At 70.8% G+C, this 18,223-nt stretch carries 14 protein-coding genes; 10 read left to right on the top strand and 4 right to left on the bottom strand.

The features are described 5' to 3' along the window. Window positions 1-2: 2 nt before the first annotated feature. Together ACWA15_RS17165 and ACWA15_RS17160 are read right to left on the bottom strand one after the other, a co-directional pair. Window positions 3-1,364 carry a 3-oxoacyl-ACP reductase gene (locus ACWA15_RS17165; RefSeq protein ID WP_464056775.1) on the bottom strand — a complete coding sequence of 454 codons (1,362 nt, stop codon included), beginning with the start codon at window positions 1,362-1,364 and terminating at the stop codon, window positions 3-5. Continuing rightward, complete coding sequence (locus ACWA15_RS17160) at window positions 1,361-2,740, bottom strand: acetyl-CoA C-acetyltransferase (protein ID WP_464056773.1); 1,380 nt, start codon at window positions 2,738-2,740, stop codon at window positions 1,361-1,363. Before ACWA15_RS17160 ends, ACWA15_RS17165 begins: the two co-directional genes overlap by 4 nt. Before the next feature lie 281 nt (window positions 2,741-3,021). Here ACWA15_RS17160 and ACWA15_RS17155 point away from each other — a divergent pair, with 281 nt between their 5' ends. From ACWA15_RS17155 to ACWA15_RS17115, 9 genes are all read left to right on the top strand, one after another. Next, entirely contained in the window at window positions 3,022-3,885 is an 864-nt protein-coding gene (locus tag ACWA15_RS17155) for a copper homeostasis protein CutC (RefSeq protein WP_464056772.1), read from the top strand. Window positions 3,886-4,027: 142 nt separating this feature from the next. Continuing rightward, window positions 4,028-5,683: an ABC transporter substrate-binding protein gene (locus ACWA15_RS17150; RefSeq protein ID WP_464056770.1), complete on the top strand. Its 1,656-nt coding sequence runs from the start codon at window positions 4,028-4,030 to the stop codon at window positions 5,681-5,683. A gap of 45 nt (window positions 5,684-5,728) precedes the next feature. Continuing rightward, a complete protein-coding gene (locus ACWA15_RS17145; protein ID WP_464056768.1) occupies window positions 5,729-6,724 on the top strand; it encodes an ABC transporter permease in 996 nt (331 codons plus the stop codon). After that, a complete protein-coding gene (locus ACWA15_RS17140) occupies window positions 6,717-7,763 on the top strand; it encodes an ABC transporter permease (protein ID WP_464056767.1) in 1,047 nt (348 codons plus the stop codon). Before ACWA15_RS17145 ends, ACWA15_RS17140 begins: the two co-directional genes overlap by 8 nt. Further along, a complete protein-coding gene (locus ACWA15_RS17135) occupies window positions 7,760-8,665 on the top strand; it encodes an ABC transporter ATP-binding protein (RefSeq protein ID WP_464056765.1) in 906 nt (301 codons plus the stop codon). Before ACWA15_RS17140 ends, ACWA15_RS17135 begins: the two co-directional genes overlap by 4 nt. 1 nt (window position 8,666) lies before the next feature. After that, window positions 8,667-9,536, top strand: coding sequence for an ABC transporter ATP-binding protein (locus ACWA15_RS17130; protein WP_464056764.1), 870 nt, complete (start codon window positions 8,667-8,669; stop codon window positions 9,534-9,536). A gap of 153 nt (window positions 9,537-9,689) precedes the next feature. Then, complete coding sequence (locus tag ACWA15_RS17125) at window positions 9,690-10,397, top strand: TetR/AcrR family transcriptional regulator (RefSeq protein WP_464056762.1); 708 nt, start codon at window positions 9,690-9,692, stop codon at window positions 10,395-10,397. A 71-nt stretch (window positions 10,398-10,468) separates the two neighbouring features. Next, on the top strand, window positions 10,469-12,562 hold the full coding sequence (locus ACWA15_RS17120) for an acyl-CoA dehydrogenase family protein (RefSeq protein WP_464056761.1): 2,094 nt from the start codon (window positions 10,469-10,471) through the stop codon (window positions 12,560-12,562). A gap of 41 nt (window positions 12,563-12,603) precedes the next feature. Further along, entirely contained in the window at window positions 12,604-13,467 is an 864-nt protein-coding gene (locus ACWA15_RS17115; RefSeq protein ID WP_464056759.1) for an EamA family transporter, read from the top strand. 162 nt (window positions 13,468-13,629) lie between these two features. On the opposite strand, the gene ACWA15_RS17110 is transcribed toward ACWA15_RS17115, so the two are convergent. Both ACWA15_RS17110 and ACWA15_RS17105 read right to left on the bottom strand, forming a co-directional pair. Beyond that, window positions 13,630-14,595: a DUF2599 domain-containing protein gene (locus tag ACWA15_RS17110; protein ID WP_464056758.1), complete on the bottom strand. Its 966-nt coding sequence runs from the start codon at window positions 14,593-14,595 to the stop codon at window positions 13,630-13,632. A gap of 11 nt (window positions 14,596-14,606) precedes the next feature. Continuing rightward, window positions 14,607-15,362: a GNAT family N-acetyltransferase gene (locus ACWA15_RS17105; RefSeq protein WP_464056757.1), complete on the bottom strand. Its 756-nt coding sequence runs from the start codon at window positions 15,360-15,362 to the stop codon at window positions 14,607-14,609. Between the two features lie 150 nt (window positions 15,363-15,512). Here ACWA15_RS17105 and purL point away from each other — a divergent pair, with 150 nt between their 5' ends. Continuing rightward, window positions 15,513-17,837, top strand: coding sequence for a phosphoribosylformylglycinamidine synthase subunit PurL (purL, locus tag ACWA15_RS17100; protein WP_464056756.1), 2,325 nt, complete (start codon window positions 15,513-15,515; stop codon window positions 17,835-17,837). The last annotated feature ends 386 nt before the right edge of the window (window positions 17,838-18,223 follow it).

Raw genomic sequence — 18,223 nt, 5'->3', positions numbered from 1 at the left:
CCTCATGCCCCCACGAGGTTCTGCCCGCAGACCCGCAGCACCTGCCCGTTGATCCCGCCGGCAGCCGGGCCGGCCAGGAACGCGACGGCCTCGGCGACGTCGACCGGCAGCCCGGCCTGCTGCAGGGAGTTGAGCCGGCGGGCCACCTCGCGGGTGGCGAACGGGATCCGGGAGGTCATCTCGGTCTCGATGAACCCGGGGGCGACGGCGTTGGCCGTGCCGCCCACACCGGCGAGCAGCGACCCGGTGGCCCGGACCATGCCGATGACGCCGCCCTTGGACGCGGCGTAGTTCGTCTGCCCGCGGTTCCCGGCGATACCCGACGTCGAGGCGAGCGAGACGATCCGCGGCGCGTGCGTGAAGGCCGGCGAGGCGAGCAGCGCCTCGTTGATCGCGAGCTGCGCGCCGATGTTCACCGCCAGGACGGAGTCCCACAGCTCGGGGGTCATGTTCGCGAGCAGCTTGTCCCGGGTGATCCCGGCGTTGTGCACGACGATGTCCAGCCCGCCGTGGCGAGAGACCGCATGGTCGAGAATCCGTTGGCCGGCGTCGGCCACCGTGATGTCGAGCTGCAGCGCGGTCCCGGAGATCTCGTTCGCGACGGCGGCGAGGGCCTCCCCGGCCGCCGGCACGTCGACCACGACGACCCGGGCGCCGTCGCGGGCCAGGACCCGGGCGATGGCCGCGCCGATGCCGCGAGCGGCGCCGGTCACCACGGCGACCCGGCCCTCGAGCGGGCGGTCCCAGCTGGCGGGGGCCTCCCCGGCGCCGGTGGTCACGGTGAGGAGCTGACCGTCGACGAAGGCCGACCGTGGGGAGAGGAAGAACCGCAGCGCGGCGCCGACCGGGGCTGCGGCGAGGTCCACGCCGTCGGCCAGCACGATGCCGTTGCCGGTCGCGCCGGCGCGCAGCTCCTTCGCGAGCGAGCGCAGCGCGCCGTCCACCCCCTGGCGGACGGCGGCCACGGCAGGAGCGTCCGACGACGTCGCCTCGCGCGAGATCGTCACCACGCGCCCGCCCGGGGCGAGGGCGCGCAGCACCCCGGCCAGCTCGAGCAGGGGTGCGGCGAGGTCGCGCGGGTGGGTGGCGTCGGTGAGCACGACGACGACGGCGCCCCACCGGGCGCCCTCCCCGGCGGCGGTCCGGCGGATGTCGAGGTCGGACCCACCGTGGGTGGTCAGGAGCAGCTGGGCGACGGCGTCGGCGTCGGCGCTCGCGGGGGCGCCGAGCACGAGGACCGGGCCCGGGGCGAGTGGCGCGTCCGGGGTCTGACGGCGCAGGACACCCGGGCGGGGGAGGCCTAGCTTCGTGGCGATGGTCTGGCCGAGGCCGCCGTTGACGAGGGAGACGTAGGAGTCGCTCACAGGGCACCCCCGGACGTGGCGGCGGACGGAGCCGGCGCGGCCGACTCGATGATCGCGGCGACGCCGAGGCCACCGGCCGCGCAGATCGAGATGAGCGCGCGGGAGACCTGCCCGGTCTCCGCCGCGCGGGTCGCGACGAGCTTGGCGGCGGTGGCCACGATCCGGGCGCCGGTCGCGGCGAAGGGGTGGCCGGCGGCGAGGGAGGATCCGGTGACGTTGAGCCGAGACCGGTCGAGCGTGCCCAGCGGTCCGTCCAGGCCGAGCTCGGTGCGGCAGTAGTCGGCGTCCTCCCATGCGGCGAGCGTGGCCAGCACGGTCGAGGCGAAGGCCTCGTGGATCTCGAAGAAGTCGAAGTCGTCCAAGGTCAGGGAGTTGCGGGCGAGCAACCGGGGGACGGCGTGGGCGGGGGCCATGAGCAGCCCCTCGTGGCCGTGGACGAAGTCCACCGCGGCGGACTCCCCGTCCACCACCCGGGCGAGGACCGGCAGGGCGTGCTCGGCGGCCCAGGCGCGGGAGGCGACGAGCACGACGGAGGCGCCGTCGGTCAGCGGGGTCGAGTTGCCGGCCGTCATCGTGGCCGGGATCGCGAGGGACGTGCCGAAGACGGGGGAGAGCTTCGCGAGCTTGTCAGCGGAGCTGTCCGGGCGCAGGTTCGCGTCCCGCACGAGGCCCTTGTATGGCGTGAGGAGGTCGTCGAAGAACCCGGAGTCGTAGGCAGCGGCGAGGTTCTGGTGGCTCGCCGCGGCAAGGGCGTCCTGCTCCTCGCGGCTGATGCTCCACGTCGCGGTGGTGATCGCCTGGTGCTCACCCATCGACAGACCGGTCCGCGGCTCGTCGGTGCGCGGCGTGGCCGGGGCGAGGTCGGCGGGACGGACCGCAGCGAAGGCCTTGATCCGGGCGCCCAGGGTCTTGGCGTGGGAGGCCTTGAGCAGTGCGCGGCGCAGACCCTCGCTCACCGCGATCGGTGCGTCGGAGATCGTGTCGGTGCCCCCGGCGATGGCGGACTCGATCTGCCCCAGGCGGATCTTGTTGCTCACCCCGATGACGGCCTCGAGGCCTGTGGCGCAGGCCTGCTGCAGGTCGTAGGCGGGGGTCTGGGGGGACAGTGAGGAGCCCAGCACGCTCTCCCGGGCGAGGTTGAAGTCGCGTGAGTGCTTGAGCACCGAGCCGGCGACGACCTCGCCGATCTGCTCGCCCTGCAGCCCGAACCGCGCGACGAGCCCGTCGAGCGCGGCGGTGAGCATGTCCTGGTTGCTCGCGTTCGCGTAGGCGCCACCGGCCCGGGCGAAGGGGATCCGGTTGCCGCCGACGATCACGGCGTCACGGGCGGTGCTGGTGAGGGGGGCGGTGGTGGGTGCGTGCGGGCTGAGCGGCACGGTGTCTCCTCGCGTCGTTGCTCGGGTGGTGGTGCGGGTACGTCCGGCTGTGTTCACGCCGCGTCTGCGCGGTGCGGTGACGTCGCCGGTGACCCCCAACAATACCTGGTACTCAGAGTTTCGTATGAGTTGGTGTGTCGGGGACGGCCTAGGGTGGCTCTGGCTCCGGGGGTCGCGCTGCCCCCGGTCGCACTACCGCCGGTCACGCCCCCCGTCGTGCCCCGGTCGTCCCTGCCACGTCCCTGCCACGCCACGGTCGCACCCCGGTCCAAGGAGAAGCCATGTCCCGTCGTCCCGTCCTGGAGCTCGCCGTACAAGACCCCGCGGGAGTCCGGATCGCGGCGGAGGTCGGTGCCGCGCGGGTCGAGCTCTGCGTCGCGCTGGGCGCGACCGGCGGGCTCACCCCGAGCATCGGCCTGGTGGGCGCGGCAGTCGAGACGGCGGTCCGGGCTGCGGTCGAGTCGACCCGCGGCGCGACCCGCGGCAGCGTCGCCGCACGCCCCGAGGTGGGCGCCGACCTCGCGGTCGAGGTCCATCCCCTCATCCGCCCCCGCGCCGGCGGCTTCGTCTACGACGCCGCCGAGATCGCCCTCCAGGTGCGGGACGTGCGGGCAGTCGTCGAGGCCGGGGCTGCCGGGGTGGTGGTGGGGGCGCTGACCGCCCGCGGGGAGGTCGACGCCGCTGCGATCGAGGCCCTCGTCGCCGCGGCCGACGGTCGGGAGGTGACCTTTCACCGGGCGATCGACGCGATGGCGGACCCCCTGGGCGCCGTGGACGTGCTCTGCGCGCTGGGGATCACCCGCGTGCTCACCTCCGGCGGCGCGCAGCGCAGCATCGACGGGATCGACCAGCTCCGGGCGATGGTCGTCGTGGCCGACGGGCGCCTGCAGGTGATGGCGGGGGAGGGGTCCACCCGGTCGACATCACGGCCCTCCTGGGAGCCGGGATCGACGCCGTCCACCTTTCGGCGAAGGGCTACGTCCTTAACGAGGCCGGTGTGGGTGGCGGCGGCGTCGACGGCTACGAGGTCACGGACCGCGCCGTCGCCCGCGCTGCCTCGAACGCCCTCTCAGCCGCAGGATTCCGCGGCTGAGAGGAGTTTCTTCCCGCCAGGGCCGTGCAGCGGTTCGGTACCAATTCGGTAACGGGTGGCTAGAATCATTTGGATTCCGCAGTTCGTTCGTTAGGTTGCCGTACTAAAGCCACACCGACCAAGTGGCTGAAGCGGCGTCGCGGCGTCGCTCGACGAAAGGACCAAAGATGATCCGAACTGTGGGCCTCAGGCGAATGCTCCCGGCAGTCGCGCTTGCCTCTTCGATCGCCCTCATCGCCGCTGGCTGCTCCGGCAGCGACGACGGGGACGCTGCCACCGGCGGCGACGACGGTCGCGTGCTCAACGTGTGGGCCGGTAGCCAGACGCCGATCGTGGCGAACTTCAACCCGTTCATGCCGAACGCGCTCCTGCACGCCACGCAGGGCCCCATCCTCGAGCCGCTCTTCTACTTCAACAAGGTCGCCGACGCGGCCCCCACGCCGATGCTGGGCGAGTCCTACGAGTGGAACGCAGACGGCACCGGGATGACCATCAAGGTCCGCTCGGGTGTCGAGTGGAGCGACGGCAAGCCCTTCACGGCCAAGGACGTCGCGTTCACCTTCAACTACGAGATCGCCAAGCCCACGTACCTCGTGAGCGCCGAGGCGGTTGACGACACGACGGTGGAGCTCACCTTCGACGCCCCGTCGTTCACCAACGAGGCGACGCTGCTGTCGATGTTCATCGTTCCGGAGCACATCTGGAAGGACGTGGCCGACCCGGCCGTCGAGGACAACACAGACCCCGTGGGCACCGGTCCCTACACGGTCGAGTCCGTCTCCGACGCCGCGTACACGATCGTCGCGAACCCGAACTACTGGCAGGAGGGGAAGCCGGCCGTCAAGACGGTCCGCTACCTGGCCCTCAACTCCAACCAGACCTCGAGCGACCTGCTCACCACCGGCAAGCTCGACTGGGCCGGCATGTTCTCCCCCGACCCGAGCAAGGTCACCGCCGGCGGCAACCTGTCGGTCATCAACACCCCGGTCGACCCGACCGTGCTCTACACCTGCTCCAACGCCGAGCTCGGGTGCGAAGGCCCGCAGACCGACGTCGCCGTTCGCCAGGCGATCAACCTGGCGATCGACCGCACCACGCTGAACGACAAGGCGTGGGCCGGCCAGGCCAAGACGATCTCCCCGACCTTCGCGCTCCTGGGACGCGACGACAAGTGGATCGCTCCGGGCATCGAGCCGGAGAGCCCGCAGACCGCTGACGCCGATGCGGCGATGGCAGTCCTCGAGGCCGCCGGCTACGCCAAGGGCTCGGACGGCTTCTACGCCAAGGACGGCAAGGCGGTCGAGATGACGCTCTCCTCGGTCGACGGCTGGACCGACTACAACGACGCGGCCAAGCTCATCGCCGAGCAGGCAGCGGCGGCCGGCATCAAGATCTCCCCGATGCAGGTGACCTGGGACGAGTTCGCCGACGGACGGTCCTCCGGTACCTACCAGCTGATCATGGGCGGCCTCATCGGTACCGCGACGGCAGACCCGTACTCGCTGTACCACGACTGGCTCACCACTGAAGCGACCACCCCGGTGGGCACGGCGATCGAGTCCGGTGACTGGAACTTCGCCCGCTACTCCAACCCGGAGGTCGACGCGGCTATCCTCACCGCCGCAGGCACCCTGGACGTCGACACCAAGATGGCCGCGTACGCGACCGTCCAGGAGAACATCGTCCGCGACCTGCCGTACATCCCGATCGTGGTCAACGCGACGCAGACGTTCATGAACACCAAGGACTACACCGGGTGGCCCACCGAGGGTGACCTGTACGCGTTCCCGCCGTCATGGGCATCCGGGGCTGCCGGTATCGTTCTGGCCGACCTGGTGCCGGTCGACTGACATGACCTCGAGGAGGAGATCGACGATGAAGGGACATGTTGAACAGTGAAGTACTACGTTCGACGGATCACGTTCTACCTGATCACAGTCTGGGCCGCGATAACGCTCAACTTCGTGCTGCCACGCCTGACTCCCGGGGACCCCGCGGAGATCATGCTGGCGAAGCTGGCACGCAGCGGTGTGCAGATCACCGACCAGCTGGTCAGGAGCGTCAATCTCCTCCTCGGGGGCGACACCCAGGGGTCCCTGTGGGATCAGTACGTCAACTACCTGCGCAAGATCTTCACCGGTGACCTGGGTGTCTCGATCACGAGCTACCCCGCCCCGGTGGTGGACCTCATCGCGAAGGCCCTGCCCTGGACCATCGCCCTGGTGGGCATCGCCACGGTCATCGCCTTCGTGCTGGGCGTCGGTCTGGGTGCCTGGGCCGGCTGGAAGCGCGGCACCTGGGCCGACAACCTCGTCCCGGCGACCACGCTCATCCAGTCCATCCCGTACTTCTGGATCGCGCTGCTCCTGGTGTACATCTTCTCCGTGAAGCTCCAGTGGCTGCCGATCTTCGGCGGCTACGACGTGTACTCCTTCAACGGCCCCGAGCTCAGCTGGGAGTTCATCTCCAGCACCATCTACTACGGCTTCCTCCCGGCGCTGACGATCGTGCTCAGCTCGGTCGGCGGCTGGCTGCTCGGGATGCGCAACATGATGGTGACCACCCTCGCGGAGGACTACATCACGACCGCTGAGGCCAAGGGGCTGCGCCCGCGGCGCATCTTCACCGCCTACGCGGTGCGCAACGCGGGGCTCCCGTCCATCGCCGGCTTCGCGATCTCCCTGGCCTTCGTGGTCTCGGGCTCGATCGTCATGGAGCAGGTGTTCACCTACCCCGGGATCGGGATGCTCCTCATCCGCGCGGTCCAGGGCAAGGACTACGCCCTCATGCAGGGAATCTTCCTGGTGATCACCCTCACGGTGCTCGCAGCGAACTTCCTCATGGACATCTTCTATGGATTCATCGACCCGAGGGCGCGCCAGAATGGCTGACGAGGACATCCGTGAATCGCTGCTCGCCGTTCAGGCGAGCGGCGCCGGCACGGCAGACGCAGTAGCTATCGACGAGAGCATCATCCCTCCCGTGGTCGACCGCGGCGGGCGGGTCCTGCGCGCGGCACGGTTCGTCCGTCGATCGCCGAAGTTCGCGCTCGGCTTCGGCATCGTCACCGCGATCGTGCTGTTCGCGATCTTCGGGCCGATGCTCACCCAGGACCCGCGCTTCTCCGGCAACGAGGCTCTCCAGCCGCCGTCCGCCGAGCACTGGCTGGGCACGACGGGGCTGGGCTACGACATGCTCGCCCAGCTCGCGTACGGAGCGCGCGGCTCGCTCATCATCGGTGTGATCGTCGCGGCCATCGCCGTCTCGCTCTCGGTGCTCTTCGGCGTCGTCGGCGGGTACCTGGGCGGCTGGACCGACGAGGTCCTCTCGCTCATCACCAACGTCATGCTCGTCATCCCCGGTCTCCCGCTGATCATCGTGATCTCGGGGTACATGGACGGACGCACCGTCTGGTTCGTCGCCTTCGTGCTAGGCATCACCGCGTGGGCCGGGTCCGCGGTCGTCCTGCGGCTCCAGGCGCGCTCGTTGCGCAACCGGGACTACGTCGCCGCGGCGCGGGTGTCGGGGGAGAAGGCCTTCCGGATCGTCTTCGTCGAGATCATGCCGAACCTGCTGCCGCTGTTCGCGGCGCAGTTTCTCTTCGCCATGGTCTTCGCGATCCTCGGCGAGGCGGGCCTGTCCTACCTCGGGCTCGGCGCGACCGGCTCGATCACCTGGGGCACGATCCTCAACGACGCCCAGGTCGGCATGGCGCTGACCCGCGACGCCTGGTGGTGGTTCGTTCCTCCGGGCGTGATGATCGCGCTCGTCGGCGGAGGTCTCTCGCTCATCAACTTCAGCATCGACGAGATCATCAACCCCAAGCTGCGTGCCGCTCCTGCGGCGGTCAAGAGCGTGCTCAAGGCACGCAAGGCCGTGCTCAAGGACGACCCCACCGCCGCCAGCTCGACCGTGAAGGTGGACGCATGAACGCCCCTCTCGACCTGAAGACCGGATCGCAGGGCATCGCCGGGAACTTCGGCGCCGCACACGGACAGGAGCCGGTGCTCACCGCGCACGACGTCTCGATCACCTACGAGGTCGATCCGCCCGTGCACGCGGTGAAGAACGTCTCGCTCACGCTGCACCGCGGTGAGATCCTCGGCCTCGCCGGGGAGAGCGGCTGCGGCAAGTCGACGCTGGCCTACGGCATCAACCAGCTGCTCAAGCCGCCGGCGCTGATGCGGTCCGGGGCCGTGACGTTCCACGACCAGAGCGGCACGGACATCGACGTCGTCGGCCTCACCGGGGACGCGCTGCGCGCCTTCCGCTGGGACAAGATCTCCATGGTGTTCCAGGGCGCGATGAACTCGCTCAACCCGGTGATCACGGTCCGGGCCCAGCTCTTCGACGTGTTCACCACGCACCGCCCGGGGATGTCGAAGAAGGAGAAGGAAGAGCGCAGCTCGGAGCTGCTCCGCCAGGTGGGCGTCGACCCGTCCCGGCTGGACAGCTTCGCCCACCAGCTCTCCGGAGGCATGCGCCAGCGCGTCATGATCGCCATGGCCCTCGCGCTGAACCCGCAGGTCATGATCATGGACGAGCCGACGACGGCGCTCGACGTCGTCGTCCAGCGGGGGATCCTGCGCGAGCTCATGCGGCTGCGCGAGACCTTCGGCTTCGCGGTGGTCTTCATCACCCACGACCTTCCGCTGCTGCTGGAGATCAGCGACCGCATCGCGGTCATGCTGCGCGGGGAGATCATCGAGCTCAACACGGCTGCGAACATCTACGCCGACCCGCAGCACGAGTACACGCAGCGCCTGCTGGGCTCCTTCCCGAGCCTGACCGGTGACCGTGGGGCGTTCATCCGCACTGGGGAGGCGATCTGACATGAAGAACCTCGAAGTCAAGCACGTGGTCAAGGACTTCCGCCTGGCCGGAGGGCGCGGCAAGAAGTTCCGCGCCGTCGACGACGTCTCCTTCACCCTCGAGCCGGGCAAGACCATCGCCCTGGTCGGGGAGAGCGGCTCGGGCAAGTCGACCGTCGCCCGAATGATCGCCAAGCTCGAGGTCCCCACCACGGGCGAGATCCTGCTCGACGGCAAGGCGAGCGCGACCCGTGGGCGGGCCCTGGACAGCTATCGGCACAACGTGCAAATGGTGTTCCAGGACCCCTTCGCCTCACTCAACCCGTTCCACACGATCCGCCACCACCTCGAACGTCCGCTGCGCCTGCACGGCAAGGTGAAGACGACCGCGGAGGTCGATGACCAGGTCGCTCACCTGCTCGAACGCGTGAACCTCACGCCGGCGTCGACGGTCGCTCTCCGGCGCCCGCACGAGCTGTCCGGCGGTCAGCGCCAGCGCGTAGCGATCGCCCGCGCCCTGGCGCCCGGTGCCCGCTTCCTGATCGCCGACGAGCCCGTCTCCATGCTCGACGTGTCGATCCGGCTCAGTGTCCTCAACCTGCTGGCCCGCCTGCAGCGCGAGGACAACCTGGGAGTCCTGTACATCACGCACGACCTCGCCACCGCACGGCACTTCTCCGACGAGATCATGGTCATGTTCAAGGGCAAGATCGTCGAGCGGGGGCCCTCCGACGAGGTCATCATGAACCCGCAGCACGAGTACACCAGGCTGCTGCTCTCGGCCGCGCCGAACCCGGAGAACCATGGGCAGCTGCGGGCCGAGGTGCTCGCCGAGATGAACCTCGGCGAGCAGGCCGTCGACCGCGACCGCTTCGGCACCCGCGGGATGTAGCGCGGGCCGGAGCCACCACTCCGGACCCAGCGCGACAGGTACGGCCACACCCGGGGGGGTGCTCAGGCGCGACGGGCAACCGTCGCGCCTGAGTCGTCTGAGCCGACCGCCACCCCATGTCCGGGACGCCCGGTACCTGATACCCTGAGTCTCGTGAGCCCAGCAGCATCTGGTCAGGCAGCGACGCCGACCGAGAACCCCGTCCCGCGCCCCGTCGAGCCCGGGAGGCAGCCCCCCGCGGCCGATGCGGTCCCGGACGGGCGATCCACCCGGTGGGACGACCACCGCACCGCTCGCCGGATCGCGCTCGTCCACGCCGCGCGCAAGGCCGTGCACCGCGGCGGCCCGGAGATCTCCATGGACGAGATCGCGGCCTACGCGAAGACCTCCAAGTCGATCGTCTACCGCTACTTCACCGACAAACCCGGGCTGCAGCTCGCGGTCGGGGAGGCCGTCGTCGCGCAGATGCGCGATGCCCTGCGGGAAGCCGCGCTCACGGCGACCACCCCGCGCGAGGCGCTGCGCTCGATGGTCGAGGTCTACCTCGAGATGATCGAGCACTCGCCCAACGTCTACTACTTCGTCACCCGCACCGCCCCCGGGCTGCCCTTCCTCGACTCGATGATCGAGATCGTCGCGCTCCCCTTCGCCCAGGAGATGAACGCCTCCCCGCCCGACGCCGCAGCCTGGGGAGCGGGCGCGGTGGGCTTCATCCGCGGCTCAGGCGAGTGGTGGCTGGAGAACCGCGACACCCCGAGCACCCCCACCCGCCACGAGCTCACCGAGCGGGTGACCGCCTGGCTCTGGGGCGGCCCCGTGGGCGTCCTGGCCAAGGAGCGCCACCGCCCTGGGCCGACCTGAGCTGACCTGAGCCGACCCGCGCCGCCCACCCGCCCCCGACCCGTGTCCTCGCCTGTACAAAGGAGTTCAGCATGACCACCGTCTCGGACCGTCCCGCCCCAGCCCCCGTCTCCGCCACGTCCACCCCGGCCGCCGTGCCCGCAGAGGTCGACGTCGCCTACCTCACCGAGCACCTGCTGGGCCGCTGGGCCGAGCTGCGCCTGATCGCCCGCGGGATCGGCGGGGACCCGCGCTACGCCAAGATCGAGGGTCTGAGCATGGCCGAGAGCCGGGCCCGGGTGCTCGCCCAGCTCAAGCTCCTCGTCGAGGAGTCACAGGTGCTGCGTGCCTTCCCCGAACGCCTCGGCGGGAAGAACGACGCCGGCGGCAACATCGCCGGGTTCGAAGAGCTCTTGGCGGCCGACCCGTCCTTGCAGATCAAGGCGGGAGTCCAGTGGGGCCTGTTCGGTGCGGCGATCCTGCACCTGGGCACCCCTGACCAGCACGACCGCCTGCTGCCCGGGGCGATGAGCGTCGCTGTCCCGGGCGCCTTCGCGATGACCGAGACCGGCCACGGGTCCGACGTCGCCAGCATCGGCACCACCGCGACCTACGACGAGCAGGCGGGTGAGTTCGTCATCCACACCCCGTTCCGCGCGGCCTGGAAGGACTACCTCGGCAACGCCGGGGAGCACGGCACAGCCGCCGTCGTCTTCGCCCAGCTCATCACCGGTGGGGTGAACCGCGGCGTGCACGCCTTCTACGTCACCATCCGCGAGACCCTGCCCGACGGCGCAGCGGGGGCTTTTGTCCCCGGCGTGACCGGGGAGGACGACGGCCTCAAGGGTGGGCTCAACGGGATCGACAACGGCCGGCTGTGCTTCGACCAGGTCCGCGTCCCGCGCGAGGATCTGCTCGCCCGGTACGGGCAGGTCGCCGAGGACGGCACCTACACCTCACCCATCGAGAGCCCCGGACGCCGGTTCTTCACCATGCTCGGCTCGCTCGTCCAGGGGCGGGTCTCCCTCGACGGCGCCGCGGGAGTGGCCAGCAAGATCGCGCTCGCGACCGCGATCCGCTACGGCAACGAACGGCGTCAGTTCACCGGCGCCTCGGAGTCCGAGGAGACGGTACTGCTCGACTACGCCGAGCACCAGCGCCGGCTCATCCCGCTGATCGCACAGACCTACGCCGGGCACTTCGCCCACGACCGGCTCCTCGACCTCTTCCACGCGGTGTTCTCCGGGGAGATGGACACCCCCGAGTCCCGCGAGGACCTGGAGACCATGGCCGCGGCGCTCAAGCCGATCTCCACCTGGCGGACCCTGGAGACCCTGCAGACCGCCCGCGAGGCGTGCGGCGGTGCGGGCTTCCTCACCGAGAACCGGCTCGTCTCCCTGCGCGCGGACTTCGACGTCTACGCCACCTTTGAGGGCGACAACACCGTGCTGCTGCAGCTCGTCGGCAAGCGCCTGCTCGCCGACTACGCCGCCGACTTCAAGGCGATCGACGGCGTCGGGATGGCGAGGTTCGTCGTCGAGCGGGCGGCGGACACGATGCTCTACAGGACGCCGCTCGCGCGAGCCACCCAGACGATCGTGGACACCGGATCGGTCCGCCGGGCCGTGGGTCACCTGCGCGGGGAGGCCGCCCAGCGCGAGCTGCTCACCGACCGCGTCGAGGCGATGGTCGCCGACCTTGCCACAGCGCTGCGCCCGGCGTCGAAGCTCAGCCGGGAGAAGGCCGCCGCGCTGTTCAACGCCCACCAGCACGAGCTCATCGAGGCCGCCCGTGCGCACTCCGACCTGCTGCAGTGGGAGGCGTTCACCAAGGCCCTGGTCGACGTCCGCGACCCCGGTACCGCGCAGGTCCTCACCTGGGTGCGTGACCTCTACGGACTCACCGTCGTCGAGAAGAACCTCGCGTGGTACCTCATCAACGGCCGGCTCTCCGGTCAGCGGGCGCGCACGGTGACGTCCTACATCGACCGCCTGGTCGCCCGGCTGCGCCCGCACGCGCAGAGCCTCGTCGACTCCTTCGGCTACGGGCCCGAGCACATCCGGGCGTCGATCGCCACGGGCGCCGAGCAGGTGCGCCAGGACGAGGCGCGCGAGTACTACCGGGCGCAGCGGGCCGCAGGCGACGAGCCGGTGCACGAGAAGACGCTGAAGAAGAGCGGTCGCTGAGCCCTGGGGATCAGCGGTCGCGGGGCCCCTAGAGTTGCCCCGTGAACCGCATCCCCGCCCCGATCCTGTTCATCGTGTCGGGGGTGACCCAGTACGTCGGTGCCGGCTTCGCCGTCGGGCTCTTCGACGTCGCGCCACCCGCGTCGGTGGCCTGGGCGCGGATCGTCGTGGCTGCGCTCGTGCTGACCGTCCTGGCGCGCCCGTGGCGGGTGCGCTGGGACCGGCGTCGGCTGGGTGCGGCGGTCGCCTTCGGCACGGTGCTGGCCGGCATGAACGTGACGTTCTACGCCTCCCTCGAGCACCTGCCGCTGGGCACCGCGGTCGCGATCGAGTTCGTCGGTCCGGTGCTGGTGGCCGCGCTCACCGGGCGCGGGGCGCGCGAGCGGGCGGCGATCGCCCTGGCCCTGGTCGGCGTCGTGCTGCTCGCCGGGGTCACCCTGTCCGCCCAGTCGCCCGACGCCGTGCTGGGCCTGGTCCTCGTGCTCGCCGCGGCTGCGTGCTGGGCCGGGTACATCCTGCTCGGGCGGCGGGTCTCGGCCCAGGGGACCGGGCTCGCGCCGCTGGCCGTCGCGATGGCGGCCGGGTCTGTCGTCTTCGCCCCGTTCACCGCGGCCGGGGCGGCGCCCCTGTTCACCGACTGGGCCTTCCTCGGGGCGATCGTCGCGATCGCGGTCGCGTCCTCCGTGGTGCCCTACGGGATCGACCAGGTGGTGCTGCGACGGCTGACGGCCGCCCAGTTCGCGATCCTGCTGGCCATCTGGCCGGCGACCGCGGTGGGGGTCGGTGCGGTCGTGCTGGCGCAGGTACCGGGCGCGTGGGAGGTGGTCGGGCTGGTCTTCGTGTCGGTCGCGATCGCCCTGACCAGCCGGCCCGCTCCGGTCGTCGACCCCGCCCGCCCGGACTGACCCCCAAGCCCCGCCCACCCCCCCAAGCCCCGCCCACCTCCCCGAACCCCGCCCACCTCCCCGCTGAGGGCACAGTTTCCGCCCATTTTCGGGCGCGAAGGGGGCGGAAACTGTGCCCTCAGCGGGATGGGAGGGTGGGCGGGGACGGGGGTGGCAGGTGGGTCAGGTGGGGTTGCAGCGGGCGATGAGGTAGTCGAGGGAGCTGACGTCGGGGCGCCAGGGCTCGAGGTTCCAGGTGGCCTTGTCCAGCGCGCCGAGCTGGTGGCAGAGGAACTGCTTCTCCATGACGGCGGTGTCCGCACCGGGCTCGCGGCGCACCAGGTCGGCCCACCCGAAGGCGGATCCGGTCTGCCCGGACACCCGCCCCCACGCGGACGGGGTCACGGCGAGCGACTCCCCGCCCTCGCGGTTTCCCCATTCCGTGCCGGCGACGACGGAGGTCCCCAGGTGGACCGTGACCGTGAGCGGGTACGCGGCGCCTTGGGGGTCGGTGACCAGGTCGACGACGACGAGGTCGGCCGGGTCGGTGTCGAGACTCTGCCACGAGGCCGGCAGCGTCGCCCCGGAGGTGTCCACCACAACCGGTGCAGTGAACCCCGCGACGAGGTCGCCGGCCGGGGAGACGATTGCGCCGGTGCCGTCGGCGGCCGGGGTCAGGGTGCTCCCCGGTGCAGCGAAGGTCAGGCGCAGCAGCGGGGCAGTCGTGCCGGCAGCAGACTCGGCGGGCGCGCTGGCCAGGGTCGTCGTCACGATCACCCCGGTGTCCCCGTCCGGGGAGGTCGTCGTGCTCGACTCCGGGGACGCGTCACCGGTGGCCGGGGTCGAGGTCACGGTGAGGACCGCCTCCGCGTCGTCGGGCGCCTCGACTGTGCCGGTGGAGACGGACACCTCAAGGGTCGTCGGTGCGCTCGCAGGTGCCTCCGAGTCGGGCGCCGGGTCTGTCCCCGTGCTCACGCCCGGTCCGGGGGACTGGGCGTCGGGGGACGTCGGGGGTGAGCAGGCGCCGAGAGACAGCACAGCGATGAGAGACAGCACAGCGACGAGGGGCATCGCGGCGATAGATGCCGTGCCGGACGACGCCGTGCCGGACGACGCCGTGCCGGGCGCCCGCGGGCTCCATCGGGTCAACCGGGTTCGCCTCACAGCATGAGGGGTCGGACGGCGCCGTCGAGACCATCGCCCTCACCACGATCGCCGTCGCGACCGCCGCCGTCGATGCCCAGGAACTCGCGCGCGCCCTCGACGCCGTGCAGGGCGACCTCCGGGCGCAGCGTGTCTGCGCGGTCGTCCCACGCCGCGCGGTCGAGCACGTACCGCTGGGAGACGGCGCGGACCCCCTCGCGCGCCACGACGTCGGATCCGTTCGGCTGGTAGCCGATCCTGCGGGTCACCCCGTTCGAGGCGGGGTTGTCCTCGAAGGCCGAGGTGGTCGCGCGCGCCGCGCCGAGCCCCTCGAAGGCGAGGTGCAGGATCATCAGGCGCATCCGGGTGCCGACCCCGGCGCCCTGGTGGCGCAGGCCTAGCCACGACCCGGTCTCCAGGGAGCCGGTGACGAGGAAGTCCTGCGCCATGATGCTCTGGATCCCGAGGGCCTTTCCGTCCCGGACGACCGCGAGCTCGATGCCCCACTGCTGCGGGGACAGCCGTGAGCGCGCACCCCAGTTGTAGGTGAGGACGCTGCGCGCGGTCTCCTGCGGGGTGCCGCGGGTCCACGGGACGGTGAAGGGCATGGCTGCGGGGTCGTGCACCCCGGCGGCGGCGAGCTCCGCGAGCTCGAAGAGCAGCGCGTCGTCGAGATAGCGCAGCTCCAGGTCGCCCGAGACGACCCGGAGGCCGGTCAGCGGCCACAGGGCGCGCAGATCCAGGGCAGGGGGCGGGTGGGTCGTCGACGTCATGGTTGAACCTATCCAGCGTCGAATGTCCTGGTCAATTGATATCGGCAGCCCTGGTGAGACGTAGGTCCGGCGCCCGGCACCCCCCGGCTAAACTGGGGTCGTCTCGGCCAGCCGTGCTCCGCCCCTGGGCACATACCGATGAGGGATCTGATGACCGCCCCCAGCAAGCCCACTCTTGACACCGTCGAGCACGCAGCAGCGACCCCGGACGAGAGCCAGCCGTTCGCCGCACTCGGACTCAAGCCGGAGGAGTACCAGCGCATCCGCGACATCCTCGACCGCCGTCCCACGGCCGCCGAGCTCGCCATGTACTCGGTCATGTGGTCGGAGCACTGCTCCTACAAGTCCTCCAAGGTGCACCTGTCGAAGTTCGGCGCGAAGACCACCGACGAGATGAAGAAGTACCTGCTCGTCGGGATCGGCGAGAACGCGGGCGTCGTCGACATCGGTGACGGCTGGGCGGTCACCTTCAAGGTCGAGTCCCACAACCACCCGTCCTTCGTCGAGCCCTACCAGGGTGCGGCGACCGGCGTCGGCGGCATCGTCCGCGACATCATCTCGATGGGCGCGCGCCCCGTCGCGGTCATGGACCAGCTGCGCTTCGGTGCGGTGGACCACCCCGACACCGCCCGCGTGGTGCACGGCGTCGTGGCCGGCGTCGGCGGCTACGGCAACTCCCTCGGCCTGCCCAACATCGGCGGTGAGCTCGTCTTCGACAGCTCCTACCAGGGCAACCCGCTCGTCAACGCGCTCTGCGTGGGCGTGCTGCGCCACGAAGACATCCACCTCGCCAACGCGAGCGGCGTAGGCAACAAGGTCGTCCTCTTCGGTGCGCGCACCGGCGGCGACGGCATCGGCGGGGCCTCGATCCTCGCGTCGGAGACCTTCGAGGACGGCGTGCCGGCCAAGCGGCCCAGCGTCCAGGTCGGCGACCCGTTCATGGAGAAGGTGCTCATCGAGTGCTGCCTCGAGCTGTACTCGGCCAAGGTTGTCGAGGGCATCCAGGACCTCGGCGCCGCCGGGATCTCCTGCGCCACGTCCGAGCTCGCCTCCAACGGCGAGGGGGGCATGCACGTCTGGCTCGACGACGTGCTGCTGCGCGACCCGTCGCTCAACGCCGGCGAGATCCTCATGTCGGAGTCGCAGGAACGCATGATGGCCGTGGTCACCCCTGAGAAGCTCGACGCGTTCCTGGCGATCACCGGTAAGTGGGACGTCGAGACCGCGGTGGTCGGCGAGGTCAACAGCTCCGGCCGGCTGACCATCGACCACCACGGCCAGCGGATCGTCGACGTCGACCCTCGGACCGTCGCGCACGAGGGCCCGGTCTACCACCGCCCCTACGCCCGCCCGGCCTGGCAGGACGCCCTCAACGCGGACACCGTCGTGGCCGCGGGGCTGGCCCGCCCGGAGACCGCCGCCGAGCTGCGCGCGACCGCGCTGCGTCTGCTCGGCTCCCCGAACCTCGCCTCCAAGGCGTGGGTCACCAACCAGTACGACCGCTTCGTGCAGGGCAACACCGCCCTCGCCCAGCCCGACGACGGCGGCGTGATCCGCGTCGACGAGACGACCGGCCTCGGCGTGGCCCTGGCCACCGACGCCAACGGCCGCTACGCCAAGCTCGACCCGCGCACCGGCGCCCAGCTCGCCCTCGCCGAGGCGTACCGCAACGTCGCCACGACGGGTGCCCGCCCGCTCGCCATCACCGACTGCCTGAACTTCGGCTCGCCCGAGGACCCCGACTCCATGTGGCAGCTCGTCGAGGCCATCGAAGGCCTGGCCGACGGGTGCCAGATCCTCGGCGTCCCCGTGACCGGCGGAAACGTCTCGCTGTACAACGGCACCGGTGAGCCCGGGCAGATCGACTCCTCGATCCACCCAACCCCCGTCGTCGGCGTCCTCGGCGTGCTCGACGACGTCTCCCGCGCCACCGGCTCCGGCTGGCGGGCCGCGGGGGAGACGCTCTTCCTGCTCGGCACCACGCGCGCCGAGCTGGACGGCTCGGCCTGGGCCGACGTCGTGCACAACCACCTGGGTGGGCTGCCGCCCCAGCTCGACCTGGCCGCCGAGCGGTCCCTCGCCGAGGTGCTCATCAGGACCACCCGCGACGAGCTCGTCGACGCCGCGCACGACCTCTCCGAGGGTGGGCTCGTCCAGGCCCTCATCGAGGCGTGCCTGCGCTTCGGTGTCGGCGCACGCGTCTCGATCGACGCGCTCGTCGCCCGCGACGCCGTGACGCCGTTCGAGGCGCTGTTCTCGGAGTCCACCGCCCGCGCGCTGGTCTCGGTGCCGCGCGGGGAAGAGGTGCGCTTCGTCGACGCCTGCGTCGCCCGCGGGGTGCCCTACCTCAAGCTCGGCGAGGCCGGTCACGACGTCGACGGCGTCGAGGCGCTCGAGATCACCGGGTTGTTCACGCTCCCGCTCGACGAAGCCCGCGCGGTCCACTCGGCCACGCTGCCGGCGATCTTCGGCTGACACGCACCGCTGAAAGCCCTGGCGCCTCCTCCCATGTGGAGGTGCCAGGGTTTTCGCTGTTCCCGGTGAAGCGGCACATAGTGCAGTCCACCCGAAGCGGACCTCCCGACGGGGCGTGCTCTTGACGATGGGGCGTGCTGTCAACTGCACGCCTCGTCGTCGAAAGCACGCCCCGTACGAGGTGAGCTGGCTGGCGGGCCGGTGGGGCGAGGTGCGCTCGGTCGACACCTGCGTTTCCCGCGGTGTGTCTGAAGTGTGAGACGAGCTGCGGCCGAGTGCTGTCGGCTGTGCTCGTTTTCAGAGGGCAATGTCTGCCGAGATTCTGTGACCTCGGACTGAGTTGCGGGTGAAGATCTCCAGAATCCCTAACGTGCCGAGTTCGGCGC

This window comes from Sanguibacter sp. TS_SC_8, assembly GCF_055361235.1.
This window is presented reverse-complemented; position numbering and strand designations above follow the sequence as displayed.